This is a genomic window from Novosphingobium sp. PP1Y, assembly GCF_000253255.1.
In the GTDB taxonomy this organism is placed as follows: domain Bacteria; phylum Pseudomonadota; class Alphaproteobacteria; order Sphingomonadales; family Sphingomonadaceae; genus Novosphingobium.
In genome coordinates this window covers 1315001-1328335 of record NC_015580.1, presented here as the reverse complement: position 1 = coordinate 1328335, position 13335 = coordinate 1315001, and the positions used below count along the sequence as shown (strand labels likewise).

At 62.1% G+C, this 13335-nt stretch carries 8 protein-coding genes and 2 pseudogenes; 8 read left to right on the top strand and 2 right to left on the bottom strand.

Annotated features, from left to right (window positions below; genetic code table 11):
• The first annotated feature begins 13 nt into the window (after nucleotides 1-13).
• From PP1Y_RS12375 to PP1Y_RS12340, 8 genes are all read left to right on the top strand, one after another.
• A complete protein-coding gene (locus tag PP1Y_RS12375) occupies nucleotides 14-1435 on the top strand; it encodes an MFS transporter (RefSeq protein ID WP_232512666.1) in 1422 nt (473 codons plus the stop codon).
• Complete coding sequence (locus tag PP1Y_RS12370) at nucleotides 1432-2310, top strand: shikimate dehydrogenase (RefSeq protein ID WP_013832539.1); 879 nt, start codon at nucleotides 1432-1434, stop codon at nucleotides 2308-2310. The genes PP1Y_RS12375 and PP1Y_RS12370 overlap by 4 nt, the downstream gene beginning before the upstream one ends.
• Nucleotides 2307-4169, top strand: a complete 1863-nt coding sequence (locus PP1Y_RS12365) for a bifunctional sugar phosphate isomerase/epimerase/4-hydroxyphenylpyruvate dioxygenase family protein (RefSeq protein ID WP_013832538.1) — start codon at nucleotides 2307-2309, stop codon at nucleotides 4167-4169. The genes PP1Y_RS12370 and PP1Y_RS12365 overlap by 4 nt, the downstream gene beginning before the upstream one ends.
• 62 nt (nucleotides 4170-4231) lie before the next feature.
• The gene (locus tag PP1Y_RS12360; protein WP_148274964.1) at nucleotides 4232-6949 is read left to right on the top strand and encodes a TonB-dependent siderophore receptor; all 2718 of its coding nucleotides are present in this window, start codon (nucleotides 4232-4234) and stop codon (nucleotides 6947-6949) included.
• A 62-nt stretch (nucleotides 6950-7011) separates the two neighbouring features.
• On the top strand, nucleotides 7012-7977 hold the full coding sequence (locus PP1Y_RS12355) for a hypothetical protein (protein ID WP_232512664.1): 966 nt from the start codon (nucleotides 7012-7014) through the stop codon (nucleotides 7975-7977).
• A 1-nt stretch (nucleotide 7978) separates the two neighbouring features.
• On the top strand, nucleotides 7979-8926 hold the full coding sequence (locus PP1Y_RS24675) for an alpha/beta hydrolase (RefSeq protein WP_013832535.1): 948 nt from the start codon (nucleotides 7979-7981) through the stop codon (nucleotides 8924-8926).
• A gap of 71 nt (nucleotides 8927-8997) precedes the next feature.
• Nucleotides 8998-10470, top strand: a complete 1473-nt coding sequence (locus tag PP1Y_RS12345) for a hypothetical protein (protein WP_013832534.1) — start codon at nucleotides 8998-9000, stop codon at nucleotides 10468-10470.
• Nucleotides 10467-11282: a hypothetical protein gene (locus PP1Y_RS12340; protein ID WP_148274963.1), complete on the top strand. Its 816-nt coding sequence runs from the start codon at nucleotides 10467-10469 to the stop codon at nucleotides 11280-11282. Before PP1Y_RS12345 ends, PP1Y_RS12340 begins: the two co-directional genes overlap by 4 nt.
• Before the next feature lie 384 nt (nucleotides 11283-11666).
• On the opposite strand, the pseudogene PP1Y_RS12335 reads toward PP1Y_RS12340, so the two are convergent.
• Nucleotides 11667-13027 (bottom strand): annotated as a pseudogene (locus tag PP1Y_RS12335) (IS3 family transposase).
• Nucleotides 13028-13124: 97 nt separating this feature from the next.
• A pseudogene (locus PP1Y_RS12325) lies at nucleotides 13125-13226 on the bottom strand (transposase); the annotation flags it as partial.
• Nucleotides 13227-13335: the final 109 nt, after the last annotated feature.

Sequence of the window (13335 nt, the reverse complement as noted above, 5' to 3'; positions counted from 1 at the left end):
CGGACCAACCGGTATGTTTATTGGCGTGGCGACCGACCTCGTAGAAATGAGGCGGGATGAGCGAGGATGTCATGATTGCACCCAGCAGCTGCCACGCGGTATTTTCCGCCCCCTGGATCGCCGGATGAGCGCAGACAGCGCCCTTCCCCGTTCTGTCGAAGCTGGCGCTTGGAAGCCGCTGCAAGTCATTGCGGTCGGCCTGTGCTTCCTGCTCAACATGCTTGATGGGGCGGACTTGCTGGTCATGTCCTTCGTTGCACCCGTTCTTTCCGACGAGTGGGCAATCGCGCCCCAGGATCTTGGCGTTATTTTCAGCGCGAGCCTTGCCGGTATGGCCTGTGGTTGCCTGTTCATCGCGCCGCTGGCCGACCGTTTCGGCCGTCGTCCGCTGATTATTTGCGCCCTTGCTGTTGTTGCCGTCGCGATGGTGATTTCATCGCAGGTCCACAGTGTGGAGGCGATGATCCTCGCCCGGTTCGTGGTCGGCCTCGGCGTCGGCACCATTGGCGTCACCATGACGGCCATGGCCTCCGAGTTTGCGCCGCCGCGTTATCAGGATTTTGCCGTCGGCTTCGTGCAGGCGGGCTGGCCCTTTGGATCGATCATCACCGCATTTCTGACGGTGTCGTTGCTGCCTGATCACGGGTGGCGCACGGTTCTGCTGGCGATCGGCGCGCTTAGTCTCGGCTTGCTGGTTATCGCGCTGGCGTTGATGCCGGAGTCGATTGATTTCCTGTTGCGCCGCCAGCCAACCAAGGCGCTGGACCGGGCTAACCGGCTGCGTGCGCGGCTGGGTCACGAACCGCTCGGTGCCTTGCCGTCCAAGCCGGAAGCCGCGAGCAGAACCAGCTTGCTGCGCCTCTTCGACGATGGCCGCCTGCGTTCGGGTGTGATCCTGTGGATCGCCGTCGCCCTCGGCTACTTCGTCCTTTACTTCGTGATCAACTGGATCCCTGAACTAACCACCCGGGCGGGTCTTCCTCTCGATCAGGCAATCTACGCCGGGGCTACCTACAATCTGGGTGCCTTCCTTGGCACGAGCCTTATGGGCTGGCTTGCCGTGCGCTTTGCCTTGCCGCGCGTCATCGCATTGTTCTTCTTTGCTGCCGCAGTGGCGATGCTGATCTTCGGCAACCTGTCGATGCCACTGGTGCTGACGTTGCTTGCGGCGCTGGCCGTTGGTGTCACGGTACAGGGTGGCTTCAACGGCTTCTGGGCCCTGTCCGCGCGGTTCTATCCCACCGAGATCCGCAGCACGGGCATCGGCTGGTCGATGGGCGTAGGCCGCATCGGCGCAGTGCTCGGCCCGCTGGTTGGCGGTTATCTGGTCGGGACCGACCTTCCTGTCGGGACGGTCTTCATCATCTTTGCCGTGCCTGCCGTAATTGCCGGTTTGCTAGCCCTACTCGTCATCATTCCGGAGAAGCGCGCATGACGGACGCTGCGTCCTCGATAAAGATTGGCTTGCTGGGCCGAGGGATTGGCGCCTCGTCATCCCCGGCCATCCACGAGACGGAAGCAGCTCGCCTCGGCCTCGCGCTCACCTACGATCTGTTCGATTTCGACGCGCTTGAACTGGCGGACGAAGCCTTGCCCAACATGCTTGCCCAGCTGGTCGAGCGTGGCTTTCGCGGGGTCTACGTCACCCATCCTTTCAAACAGGCGGTGATCCCGCTGCTCGACGAAGTTGATTCCACCGCGGCATCGCTCGGTGCGGTTAACTGCGTGAGCTTTAACGACGGGCGCATGTCCGGCACCAACACCGACTGGATCGGCTTCGAGTTCATGCTTGATCTGGCCTTCCCGCAGGAGCCGCGCGATGTCGTTGCGCAGATAGGCTCAGGCGGAGCCGGGTCGGCAACGGCCTTTGCCCTGCTCCATTCCGGAACCCGCGAGCTGCGCATTCATGACATGTCCGCCGACCGGGTCGATGCGCTGGCCACCCGCCTCCGGTCAGCTTTCCCCGAAGCCAGCATCGTCGCGAGCGCAACGCCAGCCGCTGCCATTGACGGTGCTTGCGGCGTTGTCCAGTCTACCCCTGTCGGCATGGTGGCACATCCTGGCATGCCATTTGATCCTGAATTGCTCTCGCCCGGTCAGTGGCTTGCCGACGTCATCTATTTCCCGCGCGAGACCGAGCTGCTGAAGGCGGCGCAAACGCGCGGGCTGGCAACCGCCGGCGGAGCGCCCATGGTGATCGGCCAGGCTGCCGAGGGATTGCGTCGATTTACCGGAGTGGAACCCGATCGCGACCGCATGTTGGCCGCACTGGGCGCAGTGGACAATCAAGCTCAGCGAGGCGCGGCATGAAAACATCAATCGCCTCTGTCTGCCTGAGCGGCCCACTTGCCGATAAACTCGAATCCGCCGCTCGAGCCGGGTTCGGCGGCGTGGAGATCTTCGAAAACGACCTGATAGGTGCACCGCAGGATGCCCGCCAGATTGCGAAGATGATGCGCGACCTGGGGCTTGAATGCACCATGTTCCAGCCGTTTCGTGACCTCGAGGGCATGCCCGAACCGCTGCGCAGCGCCGCCTTCGCGCGCATGGAGCGTAAGTTCGAGATCATGGAGGCGCTCGATACCGATCTGGTGCTGCTATGTTCGAACTGTTCGCCGGTCGCCCTGCCCGAACGCCAGCGCATGCTCGACGACCTGCACGAGCTTGGCGAGCTGGCTGCGCGGCATGGCAAGCGCATCGGCTACGAAGCGCTTGCCTGGGGGCGCCACGTTAGCGACCATCGCGACGCGTGGTCGCTGGTGCGCGACGTGGACCACCCTTCGATCGGCCTGGTGCTCGATACGTTTCACTCGCTCGCACGCGACGTTCCCAACAGCAGCATCGGCGATATTCGTGCGGAAAAACTGTTCTTCGTGCAGCTTGCCGATGCGCCGCGCCTGTCGATGGATCCGCTCAGCTGGAGCCGCCATTTCCGCGTTCTGCCGGGGCAAGGCGACTGGCCAGTGGCCGAATACGTCGCCGCCATTCAGCGCATTGGCTACGATGGCTGGTTCAGCCTTGAAATCTTCAACGACCAGTTCCGCGCTGGTGCCGCTGCCCAGCTGGCAGTGGACGGCCACCGTTCGCTGCGCTTCCTTGAGGACGAAGCGGCACGCAAGCTTGGCCAAACCCCGGTGCTTCCCGACCGGGTCACCGCCACTAGCACCGAATTCATCGAATTTGCCGCCAGCCACGAGGAGGCGGAGGAGTTCGCCCGCTATTTCCGCGCGCTCGGCTTCACGCCGGTGGCGAAACACCGCAGCAAGGATGTTACCCGGTGGAAGCAGGGAGACATCAACTTCGTGCTCAATTGCGAGCCCGATGGCCATGCCCACAGTCACGAGGTTGTCCATGGCGGTTCCGTCTGCGCAATCGGCCTGGGCGTGACCGATCAGGAGGCCGCTCTCGCCCGCGCGCAGGCGCTGGGCATCCAGCGTTACGCGCAGGCCGTGGCTCCCGACGAATGGGAAATTCCCAGCCTTCGCGGGCTGGGCGGCAGTCTGCTCTACCTTGTCGATGCAGCGCAAAGCGGCTCGATGTGGGCGGAGGAATTTCCGCACCAGCAGGAAGAAGAAAGCACCGCGCAGCTGCTGACGCGCATAGATCACGTCGCCCAGACGATGCAGCAGGGCGAGTTCCTCAGCTGGCTGCTGTTCTACGTGTCGCTGTTCGACATGGACACGACTGCGCAACTGGAGATCGCCGATCAGATGGGCCTGGTTTACAGCCAAGCCGTGCAGAATGCCGACCGCAGCGTGCGTTTCACTCTGAACGGATCGCTGGCACACCAGTCTTTGAGCTCGCGCTTTATCCGCAATTACTTCGGCGCAGGCGTGCAGCATATTGCCCTGGCGACAGATGACATTTTCGAGGCGGCGCAGTCCACGGTCGATGCGGATCTGCCGATGCTCGAGATCGGGCCAAACTATTACGACGATATCGAAGCCCGCTTCGGGCTGGCTCCGGACCTGCTCGAAAGGCTGCGTGCGGGGAACATTCTCTACGACCGCGACGAGCAGGGGGAGTACTTCCAGTTCTACAGCCGCGCGGTGGCAAAGCGGGTGTTCTTCGAAGTCGTCCAGCGGCGCGATTACGACGCTTTTGGCGCCGCCAACGCGGCCATCCGCCTGAGTGCTCAGGCCAGCCATCGCGAGCCGGAGTGGATGTAAGCCATGCGGCCAATCTGAACATCGAGACCAACAACGCATCCCTGGGAGGGGAGATCACTGAGATGACAAAGCTCGCACTCGTCGCGGACCACTCGTCCGACGCAATCAGCACCACAAACCCTTGGCAGTACTTCACAAAATATGCCGACGCGATGCTCGGCGAAATGAGGATGCATGACATGCGCAATACTCTGAAATCCAATCTTGCCGCGTTGCTTGGCGGTGGCTCTCTGATTGCCCTGTGCCTTCCGGCCGTGGCGTTTGCACAGGATGCTGGCGCTGGAAGCGAGGAAGATCCGCATCCGCAGGCAATCGTTGTGACTGGTAGCCGTATCCGCGGCATCGAACCGACCGGATCGCCGGTGATCGGGCTGAGCCGTGACGACATTGAACAGAGCACCGCATCCACAACGACCGAATTGCTGTCGGAACTGCCGCAGGTCTTCAATTTCGGCGCGACCGACGCGTCCTTTACCTCGGCCAACAACCAGAATGCCAACCGCACGTTCGGCACGGGCATCAACCTGCGCGGACTGGGCACCGAATCCACGCTGACCCTGCTTGACGGTCGGCGCTTGGCCGGCGCTGGCACGCAGAGCCAGTACTTCGATCCCTCCGTCATCCCGACCATGGCGATCGCGCGGCTGGAAGTCCTGGCTGACGGCAGCTCCGGCATCTACGGCTCGGATGCCGTGGGCGGCGTGGTGAACATCCTGCTGCGCAAGGATTTTAACGGTGCCGAAGTCATGGGGCGCGTGCGCTTTGCCGACGGCTTCGAGGAATATCAGGCCGGTGCAGCGCTGGGCAAGACCTGGGGCAGCGGCTCCATCATGGTGGCGGGCGAATTCAACCGCCGCGGAACGCTGTTCGCAGCTGATCGTGCCTATTACACCGACAATCTGGCCCCCTTCGGCGGTCCGGATCTGCGGTCTTCGAATGCTGCGCCGGGCAATGTCACCGTGGGCGGCGTGACCTACGCCATTCCCGATGGCAATGGCGAGAACCTGACCGCGGGCGATTTCACCGCGGGCACGCGCAACCTGCAGAGCGCCTACCTCGGCGCGGCAGTCCTGCCGGAACAGGAACGTCGCAGCGCGGCCGCCACCTTCGAACAGGATATCACCGATAGCATTCAGGTCTACGCGCAGGGTTACTATGCCGAGCGTGACGGGCTTCTGACCGGACCCGCGCTGACCGCCCAGTTCAACGTGCCGACGACCAATCCCTTCTACGTCAATCCCGGTACGCCGGGCCAGACCGTGACGGTGGCCTATTCCTTCATCAACGAACTGGGCAACGAGCGCTCTGCGTCCTCCCAGCAGTCCTACCACATCACGGGCGGGCTAAATCTGAAACTTGGCGCGGACTGGTCGGCTAATGTCTTCTATGCCTACAGCCACGACGGCGAACGGTCCCTGACCCGCCAGATCAACTCCGGGGCGCTGAATGCGGCGCTGGCCAACACCAATCCGGCCACAGCATTCAATCCGTTCAGTTCTACCGGCAATAACAACCCCGCTACCATTGCCACCCTCACCAACCCGTTCCGCGTCGATACCAATTACGGTATCCAGGAGTACGGCGTGTCGGCAGACGGTCCGCTGCTCGCACTCCCGGCGGGCGACATTCGTGTCGCGCTGGGCGCGTCGCGGCAGCAAATCAACTGGCAGGACCTTGCTCCTTTCCAGACCAACAGCGACCGCACCATCAATTCTGTCTTTGGAGAGGTCTATGTGCCGGTCCTGGGCGGTGACGGCCCGGAGCTCAATCTGTCGGCCGCCGCTCGCTATGATGACTATGATGACGTCGGTGATACGCTGAATCCGAAGTTGGGCGTCACCTTCCGCCCGGTAGCATCGCTGACTCTGCGTGGCAGCTACGGCAAGTCTTTCCGCGCGCCCACGCTGTCCGACAAGGGCTCACCCTTCAATCAATACCGGCAGCTCGTCGGCCCGAGCAACGTGCTCACCAACGTGCTGTTCCTGCGCGGCGGCAATCCCGGCCTGCAGCCGGAAAAAGCCACCACATGGTCTCTCGGTGCCGACTGGAAGCCACTCTCGCTTCCGGGCCTCAAACTCTCCTTCACGTACTACAATGTGGACTATACCAACCGGATCGCCACGCCCGGGAACGACCTGCTGGCGCTGCAGAAGGCTGAGCTGGCGCCGGTTGTGACTTATAATCCGCCGCTCGCCGTGGTGAACCAGATCCTGGCTGGCGGCCTGTTCAGCGCCCCGCCTGCTTCGCCCTCGGATGTCCAGGCCATCGTCGACGGGCGCAAGGTCAACCTGGGTGCGAACAAGACGGACGGGCTGGAATTCATCGGTAGCTATGAAGGCGATGCGAGCTGGGGATCGTGGCGCGTTGGGGTAAATGCCACCAAGATCCTGACCTTCGATCGTTCGATCATCTCGGGCACGCCGCTGCGAGACGTGCTGAACACGATCAACAATCCCGTATCGTTTATTGCCCGTGCCTATGTCGGGGCGGATGTCGGCGGCCTTTCGGCCACTATGTTCGTCAACCACTACGGCAGCTACGATAACGACTCGATCACGCCGATCCAGGATGTGCCGGCACATACGGAGTTCGACCTGGCCCTGCGCTATACGGTCAAACAGCCGTTCTCCATTGCCCAGGATGTTACCTTCAGTCTGGATGTGCAGGACATCTTCGACAATGATCCGCCTTACGTGCAGAACGGCAATCTGGCCTTCGACCCCAACGCACATAGCCCGATCGGACGTACGATCGCGATTGGCGTGCGCGCCGGGTTCTGAACGAGACGGTCGGCAAGCCTCCCCTTGCCGACCGTTTCCTTTTGGTGATCATGGAGCGATCGATGAAGACTACATTGCTGCGTTTCGGTCTGCTTGGCCTTTCTGTGCCGCTGGCAGGCTGTGCACCGGTGGGCGAGGCAGCCATGCCGGCCGACCAGGCGGCAGCGCGGATGGCATCCGATGCAATCCCGGATACGCCGGGCAGCGGGCCATACCCCGCCTCGCGCGATGTTCGGCCCGGCCTTCCCGATCACATTGTCTACCGTCCACGCAATCTGGATGCTTTGGCAGGCCGCCCGCTTGGCGTGGTGCTTTGGGGAAATGGCGGCTGCTCCGCAGATGCTGCCTCTGCCCGTTTCCACCTGCTGGAAATCGCATCCTATGGCTATGTCGTGATCGCGCCCGGCAAGGCTTATAGCGGCCCGGACGCCCTGCCCGCCCCGCCGCGTGAAACGCACAGCGACGGAACATTTCCGCCGGTGCAGACGCTTCCCGCTGATCTGTTGTCCGGTCTCGACTGGATTCTCGCCGAAAACGAGCGCGCCGGTAGCCCGTTTTACGGGCGCATCGATCCGAAGATGGTCGCCGTTGCCGGGCATAGCTGCGGCGGCTTGCAAGCTATCAGTGTTGCCGCCGATCCGCGCGTGGCCACCGTGATAGTGCACAACAGCGGGGTGCTGGATCCCGACGCTTTCAATCCCATCACCGGGTTCTCGGTCGCCAAGGACGCGCTCAACCGCATCCACACGCCGATCCTCTACATTCTCGGCGGCGAGAGCGACATCGCCTACCCCAACGGCATGGACGATTTTCGCCGCATCGATCAGGTTCCGGTGGCGGTTGCGAGTGTGGACGTGGGCCATAGCGCCACTTTTCGCGAGCCGAACGGCGGCAAGGTTACCCCTGTTGCGGTGGAGTGGCTGGAATGGCAGCTTCGCGGCGACGAGGCGGCATCGCGCTGGTTTGTGGGCGAAGATTGCCGTCTGTGCCGCGATCCGGAATGGACCTATGACGCGAAAGGCCTCTGACATGATTTGCCGCAAAGCGCTCCTGCCAGGCCTTGCCGCTGCCTTTCTCGCCCTTGCGCCCGCCAGTCCGGCGATAGCCCAGCAATATACGCTGAACCTCTATGACGGCCCCGCCCCCGGCTCGCAGGATTGGACCGAGCCGCTGGTGGTGAACCCGAAGGGCCTCGGTGAAGAGCGTTACAACACCACCCAGCCGCGCCTGCTGGTTTACCTGCCCGACCCCCAACAGGCCGATGGCGCTGCTGTCGTCTTATTGCCGGGCGGCGGCCTGCGCGTTCTGGGCATGGGCTCTTACATTCAGGACACCATCGATCTGCTGAATGCCCAAGGCGTTGCGGTAATCGTCCTCGAATACCGCACGCTGCAACGCACGCCGGAAGAGATCGCGCAGGCCACTGCGCCGCGCCCGCCATCTTCGGGGCCGATCGAATTTCCCAGCATGGAAATCCGCAAGGCCAACGCCAATCCATCGCCCGACGACCCGGCCATGAACGAGGTTCTGGGTCTGGCCGTGGCAGATGGACAGGCCGCGCTGCGTCTGGTGCGGAGCAAGGCCGCGCAGTGGCATATCGATCCCGATCGCGTCGGCATGTTCGGCACCTCGGCAGGAGGCGGCGTTGCCTTTGGCACGATGATGGCTGGCGAAGACGGGGCTACTCCCGATTTCATCGTCTCCAATTTCGGCCCGGCGCTGCAGGATATTGCCGTCCCGGACAAGGCCCCGCCCTTATTCCTCATTACGGAAGCAGGGCACGGGCCGGTGACCGATGGGCTTATCGCTCTCTTCCAGATGTGGAACAAGGAGCGCGAACCCGCCGAGTTGCACGTGTACGACGTGCCGAATTTCTCGATGACGCCGGACTTGTGGGGGCCGCGCCTGATCGAATGGATGGCTGAGCGTGAGATCTTGAAAACCGAGGCTGAAGAGGTGCGGAGAGACGAGTTGTGAGCAGGCTTTCCCTTCACCGAAAGTCAGCGATGGTCTTTGTCGGAGCGTCCCTGGTATTCGGCGCTGCCGCCATGAGCCCAACCACCGAAGACATTGCCAGCCAGTGGTGGAGGCCAGGCGAGGAACACCTCATCGGCGACACGCTGGAATTCCCCAACGCAGACGGTCGCCTGCGCCTCATCAATACCGGCGAGCCAATCAATACTGCTGGTCACCCGTTCTTCGAACCGATCGGCGAAAATGGCCGTGCCTGTGTCACGTGCCACCAGCCAGCCGATGCCATGAGCCTATCGGCCAAAACTGCGCGCGAGCGATGGGACGCGACCGGAGGCAAGGACCCGCTGTTCGCCGCTATCGACGGCTCGAACTGCCCGAGCCTGCCTCAGGGTGAGCGGGCCTCCCACTCCCTGCTACTGGACAAGGGGCTTTTCCGGATCGGACGCCCCTGGCCGCCCAAGGCTGCCGATGGCAGCGTGATAGAGCCCGAATTCGATCTCGAAGTGGTCAGTGACCCGACCGGCTGCAATCTCGATCCCGAATACGGGTTGCTGAGCGACAATCCGACCGTCTCCGTGTTTCGCCGCCCGCGGCCGGTGGCGAACATGAAATATATGCTCAGTCTGCCCCACGGGGTGACCCCGCACGAATATTTCCTGTACAACGACAAGAGCCTGCTCCCCAAGGATCCGGAAACCGGCGAGTTCGTCTCCGTGCAACTAATGTCGGACGGTAGGCTGCCCACCTTGCGCGGTCAGGCAACCGATGCGGGCTTCGCCCATCTGGAAATGCTTGCCGCACTGACACCGGAAGACCTGCGCCAAATCGAAGAGTTTGAAAGCGCGATCTATGTCGCACAGGGCTTCAGCAATCAGGCAGGAGAGCTGGAAGGCCCCGGCACGCCGCCGGGTCTAGGCCCCGAAGCGCTGCGAGATGGCCACCCTGGCGAGCTCGGCAACAATCCGGTCAACCGGGTGTTCGGCACCTTTGACATGTGGCTCAACCCGGCCGGCGAAGGCGACGTAGAACCCACTCCTCAGGATGAGTTCCGGGCGTCCGTGGCGCGAGGCGCAAACGTCTTCTTCGACAAGCGCTTCTTCATTCAGAACGTGGGCGTTTACAACGACAAGGGACTTGGCAATCCGTTCAAACGCAGCTGTGCCTCAGGATGTCACAACACGGTTCTGACGGGAATGGATCTGGCCCCCGGCTTCATGGATCTGGGGCTAAACAACTGGCCCTGGAACCGGCGCGAAGATCTGCCCCTGTTCAAGGCGACCTGCCACGACGATGCGGTGCCCCAATCCTATCTCGGCAGGGTGATCTACACGCACGATCCGGGCCGCGCTCTGGTTACCGGCAAGTGCAGGGATATCGGTGCCAGCATGACGCAGCAGATGCGCGGGCTGGCCGCACGTGCACCCTATTTCATGGCCGGAGAGGCCGATACTTTGCGCGAGATGGTCGACTTCTACGATCGCCGTTTCAACATCGGCTATACCGATCAGGAAAAGCAGGATCTGATCAATTTCATGAGTGTGTTGTGATCATGCGGTTTGGTTCTCTCGGTCCATGGCTGGCGCTCGGTTCTCTGGCCGTTGCCGCTCCGGCGACTGCGCAGCAGCATGTCGCCTTTGTCACCTGTCCGATCGCACAGGACACTGGCCCACGGAGCGACGTGTGCTTTTTCGTTCGGCACAATAGCGTGCGCTATGGCTTGGCCATCCCACCCGACTGGGGTAATCCACAGCTCGGCCACAAGCTGCTGGTCGAAGGTGTTGTCACCGACGGGCCGCAGGAATGCGCCGGTGTCCGCATCGACGGGCGCGCCTCGGTGATGCCCGAGCTTTCGCCTGAATGTAACGAGATTGCGCCGGCAAGCCCGGAGATTCTCGCGCTGAGGCTGGGGCGAAGGCCTGACATCACCGATGAGCAGCGCGCGATGATCCTGGCCGACCCGTCCAGCTCCTTGCAAATCATGCGGCTGGCTGCTCTGCCCGTGCCTGAGGTGGCGCTCGATCGCACGGAGATGGTTTATTTCCCCTTCGAGCGCGACCGTGCGTCCGGCCCGGATGCTATGGTGTTGTTGGAACTTGCGCGGCTTGCTCAAGCAACCTCCGACGTTAAAGTCTCGGTTCGCGCGTTTCGTGGCGCCACCTTGCTGGACAATGGCGAAATCCTCACGGAGCGAGAGGACATGGCGCGCCGAAGAGGAGAGAAGATTGCCGATATTCTCATCGGGTTGGGTGCGCCGGAAAGCTCGATAGACCTCGAAATCGTCGATGCTGTCACAGGACCGATCGGTACGGCAGATTGGCAAAGTCGCCGAGCCGAAGTGCGTTTGTCGACACCCCGCTGAGGTTGACCTCAAGCAGGGTGAGGCGTCCGTTTCCATGGAATCTAGAGGTTCGCTTCCGCCGGATAAGTCTGAGTGCACGGCAGCATTCGGGAAATTGAGCGACCGCTCGAATGGCTGACATGGTGAAGGGTTTCGGGCGCTTGCGTACGAAAGCCTCCCATGCAGGAACCCGCGGGCCCGGCAGGCTACGCTATGGGGATTTGTACTTTGCGGTGGTTTGGCTAATTGGAGTGTGCGCAATCAGGGGTGCGCGAGAGCGGTGGAACGGTAGATGTGGGGATGCACCAGAGGTGTGATTGCCGCTTTGGTGTGTCCGTCGTCGAAACATTTGGCCCAAATCGGGGTGTGGATTAGCGGAGAGCGAGCCTCGTCTGGGGTTTGATGTTAGGCGGCGAGCTTGCGGTGAAGCAAGCGGCGATGTTCGATGGTCTTTCGCTTGATGGCCTCGCCGCGCTTGAGGATGGCGGGGGCCCTGCCGAAGTAGGCGTCTGCCGGCGTCACTTTGTCTGGCTCTCATGGTAGCGCTGGTGATTGTAGTGCTCCACGAAGGCCGCGATCTGGGCCTCGAGATAGCCTGGCAGGAAGTAGTTTTCCAGCAGGATGCGGTTCTTCAAGGTCTGGTGCCAGCGCTCGATCTTGCCTTGCGTCTGCGGATGCAACGGGGCTCCGCGGACATGGCTCATCTGCTGAGCCTCGATGTACTCGGCGAGTTCACCCGCGATGTAGCTGGGACCGTCGTCCGATAGCAGCCGGGGCTTGTGCAGGACCGTGGCACTGTCACACCCCGATGCCTTGAGGGCCAGGTCCAGCGTCTCGGTGACATCCCCGGCCCGCATGTTTGTGCACAGTTTCCAGGCGATGATATAACGCGAGTAGTCGTCGAGCACGGTCGAGAGGTACATCCAGCCCCATCCGATGATCTTGAAGTAGGTGAAGTCCGTCTGCCACATCTCGTTCGTCCGTGTGGTCTTCGTGTGGAACTGCTCGGCAGCCTTGACACGGTATAGGCCGGGCTGGTGATCAGGTCATGCGCCTTCAGAAGCCGGTAAACCGTGGCTTCCGACACGAAGTAGCGTTTCTCGTCGGTGAAGCGCACCGCCAGTTCGCGAGGGGAAAGCTCGGTCGCATCAAGCGCCATCTCGACGATCTGCTCGCGGATATCCTTGCCGACACGGTTCCACACCCGGCCCGGTGCCGAGGGGCGATCCTCCAGCGCTTCGGGGCCGCCTTCGAGGAAGCGATCATACCAGCGATAGAATGTCCGGCGGGGAATGCCGAGCTTATCCAACGTGTGCTTGGCGGGCAAGTGCGACTGCTCCACGATCCTGATGATTTCCAGCTTTTCCGTGGCGGGGTACCTCATTCGTCGTCGCCCCCATCCGCGATCATGCTTTTTTTGGCAGGCGGTTTTCCAGCGTCAGATCGGCTACGCATTCCTTCAGGGCACGGGCTTCTCGACGCAGGTCCTGGACCTCGCCCGTGGTTGCAGCACGAGCGGTGTCGCCCGCGAGCCGGCGTTTGCCGGCTTCCATGAACTCCTTTGACCAGGTGTAGTACAGGCTCTGGGCAATGCCTTCACGCCGGCACAGCTCAGCAATGCTGTCCTCGCAGCGCAATCCGTCCAGCACGATGCGGATCGTGTCTTCAGCCGAGAAATGCCGCCGCGTCTGTCGGCGGATGTCCTTCACCACGGCTTCGGCAGACGCCTTGGTCGGCGATTTTCGCAAGGAGGGTTTGGGCTTCATCTTCGTTCCTTCGTCACTACGACGAAGCCCAAACCCTCCTTAAACCTCAACCCCTAATCTGTGCCATGGGCGCTGACGCCGGACAATACGTCTAGATCGAGATCCCCGCCTTCCGGCAGACCTCCTCGACCGTCGTCCCATCCTCCGACTGCTTCAAGATGAAGGCAATCTGCTGCTCACTGAACCTGGACTTCTTCATGCCGCGAATCTTCTGGCTGGCACTGGCCAAACCTAACCGGGAAATTCTCACAATGTTCGGACCAGTTTACCGGGCTCAGGTCACAAGGCGGCAAGCCGCCAGGCCTGTT